The 17,586-nt window shown below is 67.3% G+C and carries 20 protein-coding genes; 9 read left to right on the forward strand and 11 right to left on the reverse strand.

Annotated elements, in window-relative coordinates:
• Nucleotides 1–15: 15 nt before the first annotated feature.
• Nucleotides 16–693, reverse strand: a complete 678-nt coding sequence (locus AC5P98_RS01205) for a YggS family pyridoxal phosphate-dependent enzyme (protein ID WP_495229825.1) — start codon at nucleotides 691–693, stop codon at nucleotides 16–18.
• Nucleotides 694–780: 87 nt separating this feature from the next.
• Between AC5P98_RS01205 and AC5P98_RS01210 the strand changes: the two genes are divergently transcribed.
• The 3 genes from AC5P98_RS01210 to AC5P98_RS01220 all read left to right on the forward strand — a co-directional run bounded on the left by AC5P98_RS01210 (nucleotide 781) and on the right by AC5P98_RS01220 (nucleotide 4,165).
• Nucleotides 781–1,818 (forward strand): type IV pilus twitching motility protein PilT, encoded by a 1,038-nt coding sequence (locus tag AC5P98_RS01210; protein ID WP_004147099.1) that lies wholly within the window; start codon nucleotides 781–783, stop codon nucleotides 1,816–1,818.
• 78 nt (nucleotides 1,819–1,896) lie between these two features.
• Nucleotides 1,897–3,060, forward strand: a complete 1,164-nt coding sequence (locus tag AC5P98_RS01215) for a PilT/PilU family type 4a pilus ATPase (RefSeq protein WP_042358565.1) — start codon at nucleotides 1,897–1,899, stop codon at nucleotides 3,058–3,060.
• A 121-nt stretch (nucleotides 3,061–3,181) separates the two neighbouring features.
• Nucleotides 3,182–4,165: an aldo/keto reductase gene (locus AC5P98_RS01220; protein ID WP_495229826.1), complete on the forward strand. Its 984-nt coding sequence runs from the start codon at nucleotides 3,182–3,184 to the stop codon at nucleotides 4,163–4,165.
• A 59-nt stretch (nucleotides 4,166–4,224) separates the two neighbouring features.
• On the opposite strand, the gene AC5P98_RS01225 is transcribed toward AC5P98_RS01220, so the two are convergent.
• A complete protein-coding gene (locus tag AC5P98_RS01225; protein ID WP_014646219.1) occupies nucleotides 4,225–5,121 on the reverse strand; it encodes a LysR family transcriptional regulator in 897 nt (298 codons plus the stop codon).
• 298 nt (nucleotides 5,122–5,419) lie between these two features.
• Here AC5P98_RS01225 and AC5P98_RS01230 point away from each other — a divergent pair, with 298 nt between their 5' ends.
• The 3 genes from AC5P98_RS01230 (at nucleotide 5,420) to AC5P98_RS01240 (ending at nucleotide 6,977) form a co-directional block, all read left to right on the forward strand.
• Complete coding sequence (locus AC5P98_RS01230) at nucleotides 5,420–5,632, forward strand: DUF4287 domain-containing protein (protein WP_014646220.1); 213 nt, start codon at nucleotides 5,420–5,422, stop codon at nucleotides 5,630–5,632.
• Between the two features lie 95 nt (nucleotides 5,633–5,727).
• Nucleotides 5,728–6,177 carry a GNAT family N-acetyltransferase gene (locus AC5P98_RS01235; RefSeq protein WP_032958497.1) on the forward strand — a complete coding sequence of 150 codons (450 nt, stop codon included), beginning with the start codon at nucleotides 5,728–5,730 and terminating at the stop codon, nucleotides 6,175–6,177.
• A gap of 92 nt (nucleotides 6,178–6,269) precedes the next feature.
• Complete coding sequence (locus AC5P98_RS01240) at nucleotides 6,270–6,977, forward strand: YitT family protein (protein WP_014036228.1); 708 nt, start codon at nucleotides 6,270–6,272, stop codon at nucleotides 6,975–6,977.
• A gap of 60 nt (nucleotides 6,978–7,037) precedes the next feature.
• Here AC5P98_RS01240 and AC5P98_RS01245 read toward each other — a convergent pair whose 3' ends face one another.
• Together AC5P98_RS01245 and AC5P98_RS01250 are read right to left on the reverse strand one after the other, a co-directional pair.
• Nucleotides 7,038–7,583: a DNA-3-methyladenine glycosylase I gene (locus AC5P98_RS01245; protein ID WP_049405325.1), complete on the reverse strand. Its 546-nt coding sequence runs from the start codon at nucleotides 7,581–7,583 to the stop codon at nucleotides 7,038–7,040.
• On the reverse strand, nucleotides 7,580–9,367 hold the full coding sequence (locus AC5P98_RS01250) for a DUF4153 domain-containing protein (RefSeq protein WP_032958493.1): 1,788 nt from the start codon (nucleotides 9,365–9,367) through the stop codon (nucleotides 7,580–7,582). The genes AC5P98_RS01245 and AC5P98_RS01250 overlap by 4 nt, the downstream gene beginning before the upstream one ends.
• Nucleotides 9,368–9,458: 91 nt before the next feature.
• Between AC5P98_RS01250 and AC5P98_RS01255 the strand changes: the two genes are divergently transcribed.
• Genes AC5P98_RS01255 through AC5P98_RS01265 form a run of 3 tightly spaced genes read left to right on the forward strand, consistent with a single transcriptional unit; the run spans nucleotide 9,459 to nucleotide 11,478 of the window.
• Nucleotides 9,459–10,025: a YqgE/AlgH family protein gene (locus AC5P98_RS01255; RefSeq protein ID WP_014646224.1), complete on the forward strand. Its 567-nt coding sequence runs from the start codon at nucleotides 9,459–9,461 to the stop codon at nucleotides 10,023–10,025.
• Nucleotides 10,018–10,512, forward strand: a complete 495-nt coding sequence (ruvX, locus tag AC5P98_RS01260; protein WP_046429259.1) for a Holliday junction resolvase RuvX — start codon at nucleotides 10,018–10,020, stop codon at nucleotides 10,510–10,512. The genes AC5P98_RS01255 and ruvX overlap by 8 nt, the downstream gene beginning before the upstream one ends.
• A gap of 15 nt (nucleotides 10,513–10,527) precedes the next feature.
• Nucleotides 10,528–11,478, forward strand: coding sequence for an aspartate carbamoyltransferase catalytic subunit (locus AC5P98_RS01265; RefSeq protein WP_014646226.1), 951 nt, complete (start codon nucleotides 10,528–10,530; stop codon nucleotides 11,476–11,478).
• A 92-nt stretch (nucleotides 11,479–11,570) separates the two neighbouring features.
• On the opposite strand, the gene AC5P98_RS01270 is transcribed toward AC5P98_RS01265, so the two are convergent.
• From AC5P98_RS01270 to AC5P98_RS01300, 7 genes are all read right to left on the reverse strand, one after another.
• On the reverse strand, nucleotides 11,571–12,062 hold the full coding sequence (locus tag AC5P98_RS01270) for an REP-associated tyrosine transposase (RefSeq protein WP_049405329.1): 492 nt from the start codon (nucleotides 12,060–12,062) through the stop codon (nucleotides 11,571–11,573).
• A 171-nt stretch (nucleotides 12,063–12,233) separates the two neighbouring features.
• Complete coding sequence (locus tag AC5P98_RS01275; RefSeq protein WP_080354503.1) at nucleotides 12,234–13,034, reverse strand: carboxylesterase family protein; 801 nt, start codon at nucleotides 13,032–13,034, stop codon at nucleotides 12,234–12,236.
• A gap of 71 nt (nucleotides 13,035–13,105) precedes the next feature.
• Complete coding sequence (locus tag AC5P98_RS01280; protein ID WP_049405333.1) at nucleotides 13,106–13,372, reverse strand: hypothetical protein; 267 nt, start codon at nucleotides 13,370–13,372, stop codon at nucleotides 13,106–13,108.
• A gap of 105 nt (nucleotides 13,373–13,477) precedes the next feature.
• The gene (gene mgtE / locus AC5P98_RS01285; protein ID WP_008266103.1) at nucleotides 13,478–14,839 is read right to left on the reverse strand and encodes a magnesium transporter; all 1,362 of its coding nucleotides are present in this window, start codon (nucleotides 14,837–14,839) and stop codon (nucleotides 13,478–13,480) included.
• A 228-nt stretch (nucleotides 14,840–15,067) separates the two neighbouring features.
• Nucleotides 15,068–16,837 (reverse strand): phosphoenolpyruvate--protein phosphotransferase, encoded by a 1,770-nt coding sequence (gene ptsP / locus AC5P98_RS01290; RefSeq protein WP_032958484.1) that lies wholly within the window; start codon nucleotides 16,835–16,837, stop codon nucleotides 15,068–15,070.
• Nucleotides 16,838–16,839: 2 nt separating this feature from the next.
• Complete coding sequence (locus tag AC5P98_RS01295; protein WP_005408385.1) at nucleotides 16,840–17,109, reverse strand: HPr family phosphocarrier protein; 270 nt, start codon at nucleotides 17,107–17,109, stop codon at nucleotides 16,840–16,842.
• The gene (locus tag AC5P98_RS01300) at nucleotides 17,102–17,494 is read right to left on the reverse strand and encodes a PTS sugar transporter subunit IIA (RefSeq protein ID WP_032958481.1); all 393 of its coding nucleotides are present in this window, start codon (nucleotides 17,492–17,494) and stop codon (nucleotides 17,102–17,104) included. Before AC5P98_RS01300 ends, AC5P98_RS01295 begins: the two co-directional genes overlap by 8 nt.
• Between the last annotated feature and the right edge of the window lie 92 nt (nucleotides 17,495–17,586).

Below are 17,586 nucleotides of genomic sequence, written 5' to 3' on the forward strand. Positions count from 1 at the left end.
ACTCTCCTTGCAAGATCAGGCCGGGCGCGGGCGCGCGCCGAACAGGGCGGTGCCGATGCGCACCAGGGTGGCGCCCTCGGCGATGGCGTCGGCGTAGTCGCTGCTCATGCCCATCGACAGCGTGTCGACCTGCGCGTGCCGGGCGGCCAGCGACTGGAAAAGTGTGCGCATGCGCACGAATGCATCGCGGCGACGCTCGGCCTCGGGCCATGGCGCGGGAATCGCCATCAGGCCACGCAGGCGCAGGCGGGGCTCAGCGGCAATCGCGGCGGCCAATGCCTCGACGTCCTCCGGCCCACAGCCGTGCTTGCTGGATTCGTCGTCGATGTTGACCTGGATCAGCACATTCAGCGGACCGCGCGCGGCCGGGCGATGGCGCGCCAGCGCCGTCACCAGCTTGGGCCGGTCCACGCTCTGCACCCAATCGAAGTGGGTGGCCACGGCCTCGGCCTTGTTCGACTGCAGGTGGCCGATCAGGTGCCACTCCAGCGCCAGGTGCTGCAGCGCCTGCATCTTCGCCAGCGCTTCCTGCACATAGTTCTCGCCGAAGGCCTGCTGGCCCTGCGCGGCCAGCGCGGCCACGGCCTCGGCCGGTTGGGTCTTGGAAACGGCCAGCAGGCGCGGATCAGGCCGGCCGGCCGCCTCGGCGGCGGCATGCAGGTTGCTCAGGATCTGGGGCAGGGGAGTGGCCACGTAACGCGTTCCGTTGAATCAGGAGGCTATACTGCCGCCCGGGGAAAGATCCTTCCAGTCGAAGCCGTTATTGGGGAGTAGCCGCTCATGGATATCGCCGAACTGCTGGCGTTTTCCGTAAAGAACAAAGCGTCCGACCTGCACCTGTCCGCAGGCCTGCCGCCGATGATCCGCGTGGACGGCGACGTTCGCCGGATCAACATCCCGGCCCTGGACCACAAGCAGGTCCATGCGCTGGTGTACGACATCATGTCCGACAAGCAGCGCCGCGATTACGAGGAATTCCTCGAAGTGGACTTCTCCTTCGAGATCCCGTCGCTGGCGCGCTTCCGTGTGAACGCGTTCAACCAGAACCGTGGCGCCGGTGCGGTGTTCCGTACCATTCCGTCCGAGGTGCTCACCCTCGAGGACCTGGCCTGCCCGCCGCTGTTCCGCGAGGTGATCCAGCAGCCGCAGGGCCTGATCCTGGTGACCGGCCCGACCGGTTCGGGCAAGTCGACCACGCTGGCGGCGATGATCGACTACATCAACAAGAACGAATACGGCCACATCCTCACCGTCGAGGATCCGATCGAATTCGTGCACACCTCGCAGAAGTGCCTGATCAACCAGCGCGAAGTGCACCGCGATACGCATGGTTTCAACGAAGCGCTGCGCTCGGCACTGCGCGAGGACCCGGACATCATCCTGGTCGGCGAACTTCGCGACCTGGAAACCATTCGCCTGGCGCTGACCGCCGCGGAAACCGGCCACCTGGTGTTCGGCACCCTGCACACCAGCTCGGCGGCCAAGACCATCGACCGCATCATCGACGTGTTCCCGGCCGGCGAAAAGCCGATGGTGCGTTCGATGCTGTCCGAGTCGCTGCGTGCGGTGATCTCGCAGGCGCTGCTGAAGAAGGTTGGCGGCGGTCGTACCGCAGCGTGGGAAATCATGGTCGGCACCCCGGCCATCCGCAACCTGATCCGCGAAGACAAGGTGGCGCAGATGTACTCGGCCATCCAGACCGGCCAGCAGTACGGCATGATGACCCTGGACCAGCACCTGCAGGACCTGGTCAAGCGCAGCCTGATCACCCGCAACCAGGCCCGCGAGTACGCCAAGGACAAGCGCCTGTTCGAGTAAGGCGGGACAACCACGGGCGGCGTGCACCAGTGCGGCGCCGTCTCCGTGCCGTTTCCTCCACCGACCGTTTCCTGGTACATGCCCTCTTGGGAGCCCGCCGTGAACAGCACCGCGACCACCATCGATTTCACTTCGTTCCTCAAGCTGATGGCGCACCAGCGCGCCTCGGACCTGTTCATCACGGCCGGCATGCCGCCGGCGATGAAGGTCAACGGCAAGATCTCGCCGATCACCCAGACCCCGCTCACGCCGCAGCAGAGCCGCGACCTGGTCCTCAACGTGATGACCCCGGCGCAGCGCGAGGAATTCGAGAAGACGCACGAATGCAACTTCGCCATCGGCCTGTCCGGCGTCGGCCGCTTCCGCGTCAGCTGCTTCTACCAGCGCAACCAGGTCGGCATGGTGCTGCGTCGCATCGAGACGCGCATTCCGACCGTGGAAGAACTGAGCCTGCCGCCGATCATCAAGACGCTGGCGATGACCAAGCGCGGCATCATCCTGTTCGTCGGCGCCACCGGTACCGGTAAATCGACCTCGCTGGCAGCGATGATCGGTTACCGCAACCAGAACTCGACCGGCCACATCATCACCATCGAAGACCCGATCGAGTTCGTGCACAAGCACGAGGGCTGCATCATCACCCAGCGCGAAGTCGGCATCGATACCGACAGCTGGGAAGCCGCGCTGAAGAACACCCTGCGCCAGGCGCCGGACGTGATCATGATCGGCGAGGTGCGTACCCGCGAAGGCATGGATCACGCCATCGCGTTCGCCGAAACCGGCCACCTGGTGCTGTGCACCCTGCATGCGAACAACGCCAACCAGGCGATGGACCGCATCGTCAACTTCTTCCCGGAAGACCGCCGCAACCAGCTGCTGATGGACCTGTCGCTGAATCTCAAGGGCGTGGTCGCGCAACAGCTGGTGCCATCGCCCGATGGCCGCTCGCGCAAGGTGGCGATGGAGATCCTGCTGGGCACGCCGCTGGTGCAGGACTACATCCGCGACGGCGAGATCCACAAGCTGAAGGAAGTGATGAAGGACTCGGTCCAGCTGGGCATGAAGACCTTCGACCAGAGCCTGTTCGAGCTGTACCAGGCCGGCGAGATCAGCTACGAGGACGCGCTGCGCTACGCCGATTCGCAGAACGAGGTGCGCCTGCGCATCAAGCTCAGCCAGGGCGGCGACGCACGTACCCTGTCGCAGGGGCTGGACGGCGTGGAGATCTCCGAGATCCGTTGACCTGGCCGGCATCGGTCGTGGCTGGATTGATGAATTCCGGTCATGACCGACTGCGGCCGGGCTGGCTCAATCCAGCGCCACGACAGGCGTATCGTCATCACTCCCCCTCTGGAGCACGACGATGCAGACACGCGAACTGGGCCGCAGTGGCCTGAAGGTTTCCGCCCTCGGCCTGGGCTGCATGGGCCTGACCCATGCCTACGGTCAGCCGGTGGAGCAGGGCCAGGGCATCGCCCTGCTGCAGGCCGCCGTCGAGCGCGGCGTGACCTTCTTCGACACCGCCGAGGTGTATGGTCCGTACACCAACGAAGACCTGCTCGGCCGCGCGCTGGCGCCCTACCGCGACAGGCTGGTGATTGCCACCAAGTTCGGATTCAAGGGCGCGCGCACCGATGATGGCCTGGACAGCCGTCCCGAGAATATCCGTGCCGTTGCCGAAGCCAGCCTCAAGCGCCTGCGCACCGACCATATCGACCTGTTCTACCAGCACCGCGTCGACCCGAACGTGCCGATCGAGGATGTGGCTGGCACCGTGCGCGACCTGATCGCCGAAGGCAAGGTCGGCCACTTCGGGCTGTCCGAGGCGAGCGCTGCCACCGTGCGTCGCGCGCATGCGGTGCAGCCGGTTGCCGCCGTGCAGAGTGAGTACTCGCTATGGTGGCGCGAACCGGAGCGCGAGTTGTTGCCGACGCTGCAGGAGCTGGGCATCGGCTTCGTGCCATTCAGCCCGCTTGGCCGCGGCTTCCTCACCGGCACGATCAACGCCGACACCACCTTCGACGCCAACGATTTCCGCAACAGCGTTCCGCGTTTCGAAGTGGAGGCGCGCCGCGCCAACCAGGCGCTGGTGGATCGCATCAGTACGATTGCCGCAACACGGGACGCGACGCCGGCGCAGGTGGCGCTGGCCTGGCTGCTGGCACAGGCGCCGTGGATCGTGCCGATCCCAGGCACCACCAAGATCCATCGCCTGGAAGAAAACCTGGGCGCGGCCGACCTGCAGCTGGCACCGGAGGAGCTGCAACGCATCGCACAAGCGCTGGACGAAGTGTCGATCGTCGGCGAGCGCTACAACGCGCAGCGCGCCGCCCAGGCCAAGGGCTGATCACCAGCTGGGTGCGGACCGTTGGTGGGTGCGCACCGTTGGTCCGCACGCCTTGCCCCTCACCCCAGCGGCCCGCGCAGCGCATCAAGCACCGTGCGCATCGCCACGGTGACGTGGCGGCGCGACGGGTAGTACGCGTAGTAGCCATCGAAGTGCGGGCACCAGTCGTCCAGCACCGACTGCAGGCGGCCATCGTCCAGCATCGGCTGCACCTGGTCTTCCGGCAGCCAGGCCAGTCCGCTGCCGGCCAGCGCAGCGGCGCGGGTCATGCCCATGGTGTTGAACGTCCATTGCCCGCCAACGCGCACACTCAGTTCGTTGCCATCCTGGCCGAAATCCCACGGCATCAGTCCCCCATGCGTAGGCAGGCGCAGGGTCACGCAGTTGTGCTTGGCCAGGTCGTCCGGATGCTGCGGCACCACGTGCTGGCGGAAGTAGCTGGGTGCACCGACCACGCGCATGCGCAGCGGCGGGCTGATCGGCACCGCGACCATGTCGCGCGCCAGGCGCTCGCCGAGGCGGATGCCGATGTCGTAGCGCTCGGCGACGATGTCGGCCAGGCCGTAGTCGGTGGTCAGTTCCACCTTCAGGTCCGGATAACGCTGCAACAACGGCGCCAGCCGCGGCCAGGCGATGTACTCGGCGGCATGGCCGGTGGCATTGATGCGGATGGTGCCGGCCGGGCGTTCGCGGTACTCGGCCAGTGCGGCCAGCCCGTCCTCGATCTCGGCCAGGCGTGGGCCCAGGGTGTCGAGCAGGCGGGCACCGGCTTCGGTGGTCGATACGCTGCGGGTGGTACGGGTCAGCAGGCGCACGCCCAGGCGCTGTTCCAGGCCGCGCATGGCATGGCTGAGCGCGGACTGGGACACGCCCAGCTGGGCGGCGGCCCGGGTGAAGCTGCCCTCGCGGGCAACGTGGACGAAGGCCTGCAGGTCGTTGAGGTTTTCGCGGGGCATGCTGGAATGATACGGCCGGGCTGCGCCCGGCACCTGCCGAAGCAACGTCAACGGCCACGTCAACTTCAAAAACTGGCTATCCGTGAGATGGCGGGGTGGGCCCGGTTGAGGGGGACGCCGTAAACCCATCCATGGGGGCTTGGTCGCGGCATCCATGCCGCTCACACCCCCTCAACCGGACCCACCCCGCCTTCGACAGTTGGCTGCGGCCTGTCGGGCGAGGCGGGGTCGGACGTTTGGGTGTGTCGATTTCTGCGTCTGTGGTTCGTCGAATGAATGACTTCAACGGGAGCTGCACATGAGCACTGACACCAAGCCGAAAGGCCCGGCCTCGTATTTCCCCTCCATCGAGAAGACCTACGGGCAGCCGGTGGCGCACTGGTTCGGGTTGCTGGCCGGGAAGAAGGGCCTGAAACACATGGAACTGGTCAGCTTCCTGAAGAGTGAACATGGCTTGGGCCATGGCCATGCCAACGCACTGGTGGCTCACCATCTGGCCGGCAAGGGCTGAGCAGGCAACCCCGCGCTGAACGGTTGTCGGCGGCCTTGCTCCACCGGATGCAGGGGCGGGCAGACTGGGCGTCCATCCCCAGGCAGGACGCCCGCATGCAGGTCACGCTGGAAGCGATCACCCCCGACAACTACGAAGCGGTGTGCGACCTCGACGTCAGCGATGCGCAGCAGGGCTTCGTGGCCAGCAATACCTGGTCGCTGGTGCAGGCGGCGTTTCATCCCGGCTACCAGACCCGCGCCATCCAGGCCGATGGCGAGCTGGTCGGGTTCTTCATGTGGGTGCCGGAGACGCCGCAGCGGATGTCGATCTGGCGCTTCATGGTCGATCAACACTGGCAGGGCCGTGGCATCGGTCGACGCGCGCTGGAACTCGCGCTGGCGCAGATCCGGGCCACGCCCGGTCTGGCCGAGATCGAGATCTGCTACAACCCGCGCAATCCGGTGGCCGGCGCCTTCTACGGCAGCTTCGGGTTCGTCGAGACCGGGATGGACGACGACGGAGAGGACATGCTGGCCGTGCTGCCTGTAGCGGTCCCGGGATAACCTGAATGGGCGAATCTGACTGAACGATTTCATCTGCAACTGTCATGCAGATCGTGTCTAATACCGCTCCCCACCCGCTGTTCCCCACCCGCATGTCCCTTCCTTCCCATGGCCCCGCGCCGTGCGACGACGCTGACGGCCACCTGGTCACCGCCGGTCCGCTGACCCCGCCGCCCGACAGTGCTGGCACCACCGCCGACGAAAAAGCGCTGCGTCACTCGATCGCCGAGGACGTGCAGGGCATGGTGCTGGCCACGATGGTGGCCTCGCTGGGCTTGGCCATCTTCGCCAAGGGCGGGCTGATGATCGGCGGCATGGCGGGCATGGCCTTCCTGCTGCACTACGCGATGGGCTGGAACTTCGGCCTGGTGTTCGTGCTGGTCAACCTGCCGTTCTACTGGGTGGCGCTGCGGCGCATGGGCTGGGAATTCACCCTGAAGACCTTCGCCGCGGTCACCGCCTGTGGCGTGCTGACCGACCTGCTGCCGCGCTGGATCGACTTCTCGCACATCAACCCGCTGTATTCGGCGATCGTCGGCGGTGCGTTGTCCGGCCTGGGTATCCTGTTCTTCATCCGCCATCGTGCCAGTCTCGGCGGCATCGGCATCCTGGCGGTGTACCTGCAGCGCACCCGCGGCTGGAGCGCGGGCAAGGTGCAGATGTCCTACGACGCCTGCCTGATGGTGGCCGCGTTCTTCGTGTTGTCGCCGTCGAAGGTGCTGTACTCGGCCATCGGCGCGGTGGTGCTCAGCCTGGTGCTGATGTTCAACCACCGCCCCGGCCGCTACATGGGCGTGTGACCGTTCAACGGGGTTGCCGGCCAGCGGCCGGCACTACCGGCATCCACGCGCGGAGATCCCTCAGCGGACGGCGGCCTGCAACCACGGCGGCGACAGCTTCAGCAGCCGCGCATGCACCGGGCAATCCTCGGCGTGCGCGCCGGGCAGGTAGCCCAGGCTCATCAGGAACTCGCCGGTGATCTCGCCACCGGTGAAGCGGAAGGTCTTCTTGAACAGCTTCACCCAGTCGGCCTTGCTGCGCGGGTGATGCGCATCCAGCCACGCCGCGAAGCTGCCATGACTGGCCCGCAGCTGCTGGATCACCTGCGCGTTGTGGATGGCGGCCAGTACCTTCAGCCGGTTGCGGATGATGCCCGCGTCCGATAGCAGGCGCTCGATGTCCTGCTCGGCATAGGCCGCCACGCGGTCGACATCGAAGCCGTCATAGGCCGCGCGGAAGCCCTCGCGCTTTTTCAGGATCGTCTCCCAGCTCAGCCCGGCCTGGTTGATTTCCAGCACCAGCCGCTCGAACAGTTCGCGCTCGTCACGCTGCGGGAAGCCGTACTCGTTGGCGTGGTAGTAGTCGTGCACCGGATGGCCCGGGGCGATGAGGCAGTAGCCGCTCATGGGGAAGACTCGCTGGATTCGGGTTCGGGATCGATGGCCACTGCGGGGCGCCCACCGATGGACAGCATCGGCCAGCGTGGCGGTTCGAGAGTGAGTTTGCCATCACGCAGCGCCTGGTTGATCGCCTCGGCCTGGCCGCTGGCGGTGCCGAACAGCGAACCGGCCCGGCGCCAGTGGTTGTCCCTGCCACGTGCGTACAGCACGCAGTCCGGCCCACGGATGGTGTACAGCTCGCACAGCAGCACTTCGCCGGTACCATCGCCGTCCAGGTCGCGATGCACGATCAGGCAGTCGCGCTCGCTCTGGGCGCAGGATTCGCCATCGATCGCGCGCGTGGCCAGTGCCTGCCACCAGTCGTCCGGTGGTGAGCTGGATCCCTTGGCCAGCTTCAGCGCGCGCTGCAGGGCCACGACGTCCTGCGGCCCCTTGTCGAGGCGCTGGCCGTCATCCCAGCGCGAGGTACGTGCCAGCGCGGCCGCGATCACCTGTGGCGCGTTGGCATCGGCGGTGATGGCTGGATCACGCTGCAGCTCGCGCAGCGCCCGCACGCCGCGGTGGCCAAGATCGAAGCGCAGCACGTTGACGTCACTGCTGGTGATCGCGGGCGGGTCCGCACGCAGGCGCGCCAGCTGGCTGGACAGGGTCAGCCGCACCGGGTCCAGCAGCGGCGAGTTGCCCAGCAATGCCAGTGCCAGCACCGCCCAGCACATCCAGCGGTTGACCGGCTCCAGCATCTGCAACCAGCGGCGCTGCCGGCGCAGCACCGCCAGCGCGTAGCCCACGGCATAGCCGGCCACGGCCACTGCGACGAGTACCGCCCAGAACCGGTCCACGGTCCAGCCGTACTGCACCACGCGCAGCCCCAGTGCGTACAGCGCCAGTGCGGCGTAGACCGGCAGCGCCAGCAGGCTGGCTTCAACCAGACGGCGCAGCACGACGGGGTAGGGCGCGGTGTCGTCCCCCTGCTGGTAGACCGCATTGGTGAACGTCACCAGCAACAGCGACAGCACCAGCAGCAGGCTGGCGGCCGAGCGGGTCTTCCACAGCGGTTCCAGCCCGGTAAGCGGCAGGCTCAGCACGAACAATACGGCGATGAACGAGAGCAGCGGCAGCAGTCCGCGGCAGATCGCGAACAGCACCTGGCGGGTGATCTGGATCGCGCGGTGCTGGGTGCGCCCGATCAGCACGCCGAACCCGGCCAGGCTGCCGGTAGCCAGCGCAATGAAGGCATCCTGTCGGAACAGGTCGCGGAAGACGGTGACCTCCAGCAGCTGGAACAGCGCCGCCCACAGCCACAGCAGCAGCCAGGTCAGCCCGGTGAACAGCGCCGCCAGGGCGAGGGTCAAACCGTTCTGCCAGGCGCGCTCGAACAGCTCGGGGTAGCTGGCGCGCCAATGCCCGTGCTGCAGCTGGAACTGCCACCAGGGCAGGGCCACGAACACCGCCACGGCGATGCCCAGGGTCAGTGGAAACTGCAGCGCGCTCGACTCCAGCGCGGTCTCGCCAGTGAGGTTCCAGCCGATCCAGGCGGCCAGCGCCAGCACCACCGCCGAGCCGAGCACGGCCTGCAGCCACAGGCGGCGCTGGCCCAGCTCGACCAGGCTCAGCGCCACCGCGCTGGGAATGGCCAGCACCCAGGCGTACCAGCAGTAGCGCCAGCCGATATCGCGGAACGGCCACGCATCGGACAGTTCCTGCGCGGCATACAGCATCAGACCCTGCAGCAGGGCAATCAGGACGATGGCGCCGCGTGCCGGCAGGGTCAGGGGCGATGAAGACTGCATCGATGACCTTCCATGGCAAAGCACCATCCTAGCCCATCGCGGTTCGCCGCCTTTGCGCGACCATCCCGCCCCCAGCAGGTAGAATGGGACCATGCCTGTAACGCCGACCTCCCTCGCCGATCACCTCCTCGTCGCGCTGCCGTCGCTGCTCGACGCGACCTTTGCCCGCAGCGTCGCGCTGATCTGCCAGCACGACGAGAACGGGGCGATGGGCGTGCTGGTCAACCAGCCTTCCGAGTACACGCTGGGTGAAGTGCTTGCACAGATGGACATCACCACCGGTGACGGCGACCTGCAGGCGCGCATGGTGCTCAACGGCGGCCCGGTGCATCCCGAGCGCGGCTTCGTCATCCATGACGACGCGCGGGCGTGGGATTCCAGCCTGATCGTGGGTGACGGCCTGTACCTGACCACTTCGCGCGACATCCTTGAAGCGATGGCGCGTGGCGAAGGCCCGGCCAATGCCGTGGTCACCCTCGGGTGTGCCGGTTGGGGCGCAGGGCAGCTGGAAAGCGAGCTGTCCGAGAACAGCTGGCTGACCGTGCCGGCCGATGCCGAGCTGGTGTTCCAGCTGCCACTGGAGCAGCGCTGGCAGGGTGCGGCCTCGCGCATCGGCGTGGACCTGTTCCGGCTGACCGACTACAGCGGCCATGTCTGAGCCGGCCACGCCCGTACCGGCTCCTGCTGTCCCGGCGATCCGCCGTGACGGCACCGTTCTGGGTTTCGACGTCGGCTCGCGGCGGATCGGCGTGGCCATCGGCAGTGCCTTCGCTGCGCATGCGCGCGCGGTGGCGGTGGTCGATGTGCACGGCAATGGCCCGGACTGGACCGCGATCGAACGCCTGCTCAAGGAATGGAAGCCCGACGGCCTGGTGGTCGGCGACCCGCTGACCCTGGACGGCCAGGACCAACCCAACCGCAAGCGCGCGCAGGGCTTCGCCCGCCAGCTGCGGGAACGTTTCAAACTGCCGGTGGTGATGATCGACGAGCGTTCCAGCTCGGTCGAGGCCGCCCGCCGCTTCGCCGTCGAGCGCGCCGAAGGGCGCAAGCGCCGCCGTGATGCGGCCGCCCTCGATGCCGTGGCCGCGGCGGTGATCATCGACCGCTGGCTGTCGTCTCCCGACGACGCCACCCCCATTCCCTGACTGCCCGACACCGCCATGACCGCCCAGCAAATCGATGCCTCCGGACGCCTGCGCCACCTGCTGACCCTGGAGGGCCTGCCGCGCGGGACCCTGCTGCAGCTGCTTGACCGGGCAGGTCAGATCCGCGATGCCGCAGTCGGCCGCGTCGGCAACAAGCGCCACGTGCTGGCCGGTTCGGCGGTGTGCACGCTGTTCTTCGAGCCGTCCACGCGCACCCGCAGCTCGTTCCAGCTGGCCGCGCAGCGCCTGGGCGCCGATGTGCTCAACTTCGATGCCTCGACCTCGTCCACCCGCAAGGGCGAAACCGCCTGCGATACGCTGCGCAACCTGGAAGCGATGGGCGTGCGCGGCTTCGTGGTGCGCCACCCGGAGGATGGCGCGGTAGCCGCACTGGCAGAAGCGGCGGGCGAGGGCACCGCACTGATCAACGCCGGTGACGGTCGCAGCGCGCACCCGACCCAGGGCCTGCTGGACATGCTGACCCTGCGCCAGGCCAAGGGCCCGGATTTCTCGAAGATGAAAGTGGTGATCGTCGGCGACGTGAAGCACTCGCGCGTGGCCCGCACCGACCTGCATGCGCTGCGCACGCTTGGCGTGGGTGAGATCCGCGTGTGCGGCCCGCAGTCGTTGCTGCCGGACGATGAGACCCTGAAGGGCTGCGTGGTCGGCGATGATTTCGACGCGATGCTGGAAGGCGTCGACGCGCTGATGATGCTGCGCCTGCAGCGCGAGCGAATGGAAGAAGGCCTGGTGCCGTCGCTGGAGCAGTACCACGCCCAGTACGGCCTGACCCGCGAGCGCCTGGCGCGCGCCGGCAAGGATGCCGCGGTGCTGCACCCGGGCCCGATCAACCGCGGCGTGGAAGTGACCGACGACGTGGCCGACGGCCCGCAGTCGTGGGTGCTGCGCCAGGTCGCCAACGGCGTCGCCGTGCGCATGGCCGTGCTGGAAACCCTGCTGGGCTGACCACCCGCTCTGGTAGGTGTCAACCTTGGTTGACACACTTGCCGCGCGGCTTGTCCGCGCACCGCTCTGGTAGATGCCAACCTTGGTTGGCACTATCCATCCGCGCCCAAGTTGTCGAGCGGATCACACGAAGCCCCAAGCTCCCATTCGCACCATGCATGGGGATATTGCCCAAGCCGCGTCGCCAGTCCGGCCCTGATCGGATTTCCCATCAGGCACATCGCATGCCGGTGCAACGATTCGTCAGAGCGGATCGCATGATCGTGATAGCAGGCCTGCCAGAAGCGCCCGACTCGCCCCAGCAACCGGTTTGCCTGCTGGGCTGTGCGCGACTTGAAACGCTTCATGACGGTTTCCAGCGTTCCCGCACGTAGTTCGACCAGCCAGTGGATGTGGTCGGGCATGACCACGTACGCAATCGAGCGGGTGAAGCCTTCCTGATCCAGTCGCTGGAATTCGCGGACTGCCAAGGCGGCCGCTGCGGCGTTGGTGAAGAGCGGCGCGCGGTCATGGACGACGGTGGTGAGGATATAGCTGAGGCCGATGCTGGAGCGACGACCGAGCAGGAGACGTGTGTTCTGCATGGAGCAAGCATGGACGGGCCTGCTTCCAGTGAACATCGGGGAATGGGTTGGTTTCAGGTAGGCCAGTGCCAACCAAGGTTGGCAACTACCAGAGCAGTCAGTGCCAACCAAGGTTGGCAACTACCAGGGCAGTCAATGCCAACCAAGGTTGGCAACTACTGAAGCTGCGGCTCAGCGCTTCTGCGCGAACAGCCATGCCCACATCGCCGGGTCGGCATAGGTGGCGTCCCAGGCGTTGTGGTTGCCGTCCGGGTACTCGGTGTAGCGCACGTCGCGTGCAGCGGCGCTCCGGAATGCGGCGTGCAGTCTGCGATCGTCGTCCGGTGGCACCACATCATCCAGCGCACCGTGGAAGATCCAGATCGGCGTGCCTCTCAGGCGCTGGGCGATGGCCGCATACGGATCGGTTTCCTGGGCGACCTGCTCGACGAACAGGGTCGGGCGCACCGCGCGCGGCGCCAGCACCGCGCCGCACACGGGCACGATCGCGGCGAAGCGCCCGGGGTCATCCAGCGCGATGTTCCAGCTCCCATAGCCGCCCATCGACATCCCGGTCAGGTACTGCCGTGAGGGATCGGCACCGAACTCGGCGATGGTGGCGTCCAGGGCGGCCAGCGCAACGCGGTTGTTGCGCCCGCTCCATTCCTGGTGGCCCGGCACCTGGGGGAAGACGGCCAATGCGGGGAAGTCGGCCGCGTGCCTGCGCAGGTGCGGCCCCAGCCCCGCATGGGTCTGCTTGACACCGTCGCCGCCACGCTCGCCGGAGCCGTGCAGGAACAGGATGACCGGGAGTCTGGTGGGAGCGGTGGCCTGAACGCCGGCCGGAATGAACACCTGGTAGTAGGCGGTCTCGCCGTCCACCTTCACTGCGCGGCCCTCGAAGCGGCCGCGCGCGCTGTCCGGCAGCGAAGTGCAACCGCTCATCATCAGAAAGGCCAGCAGCGGCAGCCAGCGCGACATCGATCGGACCATGGGATTTCCCGGGGCGGCAGGGTCAGCTGCATCCTAGCCCGCCGCAGGTCAACGCGGCATCGTGCGGCGCGTCACTCCGGTCGCGGGAAACTGGCAATGATGTCCAGCTGCTCCTGCGCTTCGGCATTGCCGTCGGCGGCGGCCGCCTGCACCTGCGCGATGTCCGGATGCAGCACCACCAGCAGCGGGTTCTCGCAGACCGGGCAGGCGTACTCGGTGGCGTCCTCGTCCAGCTCCATCTCCATGGCACGCGAGCTGCCCTTCCATTCGCAGGCCGGGCAGGTGTGCTGCTGGTCGCGCCAGCCGGGCTGGAAATAGTTTTCGATCGTGGTGGCCATGGGTGTCCAGTTGGAAACGGGTCAGAGCCCCGCGCAGCGGAGATCCGACCCTGGGTTTTGGCGTGGGTCGGAACTCCGCGCGGCGGGGATCGGACCCTGCAGGGTTCAGTGCAGCAGCACCAGCGTGGCAAGGCCGAGGAAGGTGAAGAAGCCCATCGAGTCGGTCACGGCGGTCAGGAAGATGCCGCTGGCCAGCGCCGGGTCGAAGCCGAAGCGTTTCAGGGTCAGTGGCACCAGCACGCCGGCCAGTGCGGCGAACAGCAGGTTGCAGGTCAGCGCGATGGCGATCACCGCCGACAGCCCGGGTGAGTGGAACCAGGCCAGCACGATCAGCCCCAGCACGGAACCCAGCATCACGCCGTTCAACAAGGCGACCCGCACCTCCTTCCACAGCAGCGTGCGCGCGTTGGACGCGCCCACCTGGCCCAGTGCCAGGCCGCGCACCATCAGCGCCAGCACCTGGGTACCGGCATTGCCGCCCAGGCCCGCCACGATCGGCATCAGCACGGCCAGCGCCACCAGCTTGTCGATGGTGCCTTCGAAGTGGCCGACCACGCTGGAGGCCAGGAAGGCGGTGCACAGGTTCACCGACAGCCACATCAAGCGTCGGCGCATGGCGCGCCAGACCGGGCTGAACAGGTCTTCGTCCTCGTCCAGGCCGGCGGCGCCCAGTGCCTGGTGCTCGGCCTGGCCACGGATGATGTCGACCACGTCATCGATGGTGATGCGGCCGATCAGGATGTTGTTGTCGTCCACCACCGGCGCGGAGATCCAGTCATGGTCGGAGAACTGGCGGGCGACCTCCTGGTCGCTCTCGCCGACGTCAATGGCCGGCTGCTCGTCGTCGATCAGGCGGTTGATCGGGGTGGTGTCCTCGTGGGTCACCAGTGCCGCCAGCGACACCCGGCCGAGGTACTGATGGCGCCGGCTGACCACGAACAGGTGATCGGTATGGTCCGGCAGTTCGCCGCGCAGGCGCAGGTAGCGCAGCACCACGTCGACATTGACGTCGGCGCGCACGGTCACCACGTCCGGGTTCATCAGGCGGCCGGCGCTGTCCTCGGGATAGGACAGCACCTGCTCCAGGCGCTCGCGGTTCTCGCGGTCCATCGACTTGAGGACCTCGTCGATGACCGTATCGGGCAGGTCTTCGACCAGGTCGGCCAGGTCGTCGATGTCCAGGTCTTCGACCGCGGCGATGATCTCGTCCGGGTCCATGTCCGCGAGCAGGCTCTCGCGCACGTCTTCGCCGACGTGGACCAGCACCTCGCCGTCATCTTCCGGATCAACCAGGCCCCACACCACCTCGCGCTTGCCCGGCGGCAGCGATTCAAGCAGGTTGCCGATCTCGGCCGGGGCCAGGGTGTTGACCAGCCGACGTACCGGGCCCAGCCGGCCGCTGTCCAGTGCATCGGACAACATCCGCAGTTGGCGCGCAGTCTTGTCGTGGCGTACAGCTTCAGCCATCGCAGCTCCCGCGGGATAAGAAAAGCCGCGATCCCGGCAAGGATGCGGCAACAGGGGTGTTCAGCGCGTCATTATCGCAAGGGGATGTTTCAGCGCATAGCCGCCGGGTGGCGGTAGTGCCGGCCGCTGGCCGGCAACCTCTTGGCCTTCAACGAGACGGGGCCAGATCCCTTTTCCCGCGGAAAAGGGATCTGACCCCAGGCGTGCATGCCCGGCGAGCGGGTGGTGTCAGGGCGTATCGGCCACCAGCGCCAGCCAGCGTTCGATGGCGCGGCGGTCGCGCGCGGCCAGCAGCTTCGGGGCACGGGCGCGCAGCGCACCCAGATCGGCTTCGCGGATGGCGCGGCGCACCTCCAGCAACGTACCGGGATGCAGGCTGAACTCGCTCAGGCCCAGCGCCAGCAGCAACGGGGTCATCCGCGCATCACCGGCCATCTCGCCACAGACCGCCACCGGAATGCGGTGGCGTGCGCCGGTCTCGATCACCATCTGCAACAGCCGCAGCACCGCCGGGTGCAACGGTGAATACAACTCACCCAGCGCCTCGTTGTTGCGGTCGGCGGCCAGCAGGTACTGCACCAGATCGTTGGTGCCGATCGACAGGAAATCGACCAGATCGATGAAGCTCTCCAGCGCCAATGCCGCCGCCGGGACTTCGATCATCGCGCCCAGCGGCACGTGCTCGGACACCATATGGCCTTCGCTGCGCAGCTGTTCGCTCAGCTTGAGCATGCGCCGGCGCACCGCCAGCAGTTCCTCGCGGGTGCTGACCATCGGCACCAGCACGCGCAGCTTGCCGTAGGCCGAGGCGCGCAGGATCGCGCGCAGCTGGGTGTCGGCCACCTTGGGCCGTGCCAGCGACAGGCGCACGCCGCGCAGGCCCAGTGCCGGGTTCTCTTCGTTGCTCAGGGTCAGGCCGGTACGATCAGCCTTGTCCGCACCCAGGTCGAGCGTGCGGATGGTCACCGGCCGGCCGCTCATGCCCAGTGCGGCATCACGGTAGGTCTGGAACTGTTCTTCTTCGTCCGGCAGCTCGTTGCGCTGCAGGAACAGGAATTCGGTGCGGTACAGGCCCAGCCCCTGCGCGCCCAGCGCATGCGCCTGGGTGACGTCCTCCAGCGATTCGGCATTGGCCAGCAAGGCAATGTCGACCTGGTCGCGGGTACGGCTGGGCTTGCTGCGCAGGCGGCCAAGCTCGCGCTGCTCGCGCGCGTGTTCCTTCAGGCGTGCGCGGTAGTCACGCAGGTTGTCGGCCAGCGGGTTGACGGTGATGCTGCCGTCGGCACCGTCGATGATCAGCACGTCGCCGTCGGCGACGCGGCTGAGCAGTTGCGGCACATTGACGATCAGGGGCAGGTGCAGGCTGCGCGCCAGGATCGCGCTGTGCGACAGCGCGCTGCCGGCGGCGGTGACGATGCCGACCACGCCCTGCGCCTGCAGCTGCGCCAGTTCGGATGGGGCGATGTTGTCGCAGACCAGGATCTCGCCGGCCAGGCCCTTCATCACCGGCGGGCGTTCGGGTTGCAGGAAGGCGTGGATGCGGCCGATCACATGGTCGAGATCGTCCATGCGGCTCTTCAGGTAGGCATCGTCCATGCCATCGAAGACCTTGGCCAGGCGGTCACGCTGCAGGCGCAGCGCGTAGCCGGCACTGTACGGGCCGCTGCGGATCAGTTCGTCCAGGCCATACAGCAGCTCGGGGTCGTCCAGCAGCAACGCGTGCAGGTCGAGGAACTCGCCCACTTCCTGGTTCAGTGCGCCATGCAGGCGCTGACGCAGTTCGTGCATTTCCGTACGCGCGGCATCCAGCGCACGGTGCAGGCGGGCCAGTTCGGCCTCGACCTGGTGGGCGGCCACGCGTTGCTCGGCCACTTCCAGTGCATGCGGCAGCCGCACGCGCGCCCGGCCCATCGCCGTTCCGCGCGCCGCGCCATGGCCGGCCAACAGCTGTACCGGCCGTTGGCCGGAAGGGAGCTGGCCAGCGCGTGCGCGTGGCACGCTCAGCTGTCCTCGTCGAAGCGGCGTTCGAACAGGCCCACCACCGCCTCCATCGCGGCGGCTTCATCTTCGCCGTTGATGCGCACGGTGACCGGAGTGCCCTGGCCGGCGGCCAGCAGCATCACGCCCATGATGCTCTTGGCGTTGATCTCACGGCCCTTGGCGGCCATGGTCACGTTGCAGCGGAACGGCGCCAGGGTCTGCACCAGCTTGGCGGTGGCCCGGGCATGCAGGCCCAGGCGGTTGCTGACGGTGAGTTCTCGTTCAAGCATCGTCGACTATCGCTCCATTACGGGTACCCGCCGCGGCTGTGGCGGGCAGTTGATCCAGTCCCTGTTCCGGATAATTCATCACCCGCAGCAACATCGGCAGGCTCAGCGCCGACACCCGGCGAACCGGGGTTCCCAGCCGGGCCAGCTGCCCTGCAAGGTTGGCGGGGCTGGCGCCGTACAGGTCGGTCAGGATCAGCACGCCCTCACCACTGTCGACCCGCCGCAGGGCGGCCGAGGCGAGCGGGAGCAGGGCGTCCATGTCTGCGTCGAACGGTACTTCGAAAGCTTCGGTTTTCAGCGGCAATTGCCGCAGGAGCCGGGTCGCCACGTCAAGCAGGGCGGTCCCGACCCCGGGATGTGTTACGAGGAGAATGCCACAGGTCATTACTGCACGTTAACAGGTCAAGGTGAATCGGCGATAGCAGCAGATGAGGGGCACTGTGTCCCGTATTCAGCGCTATCGGGGTCAGAGCCCTT

The sequence above is a fragment of the Stenotrophomonas sp. YJH_SMC_135 genome, from assembly GCF_059372355.1.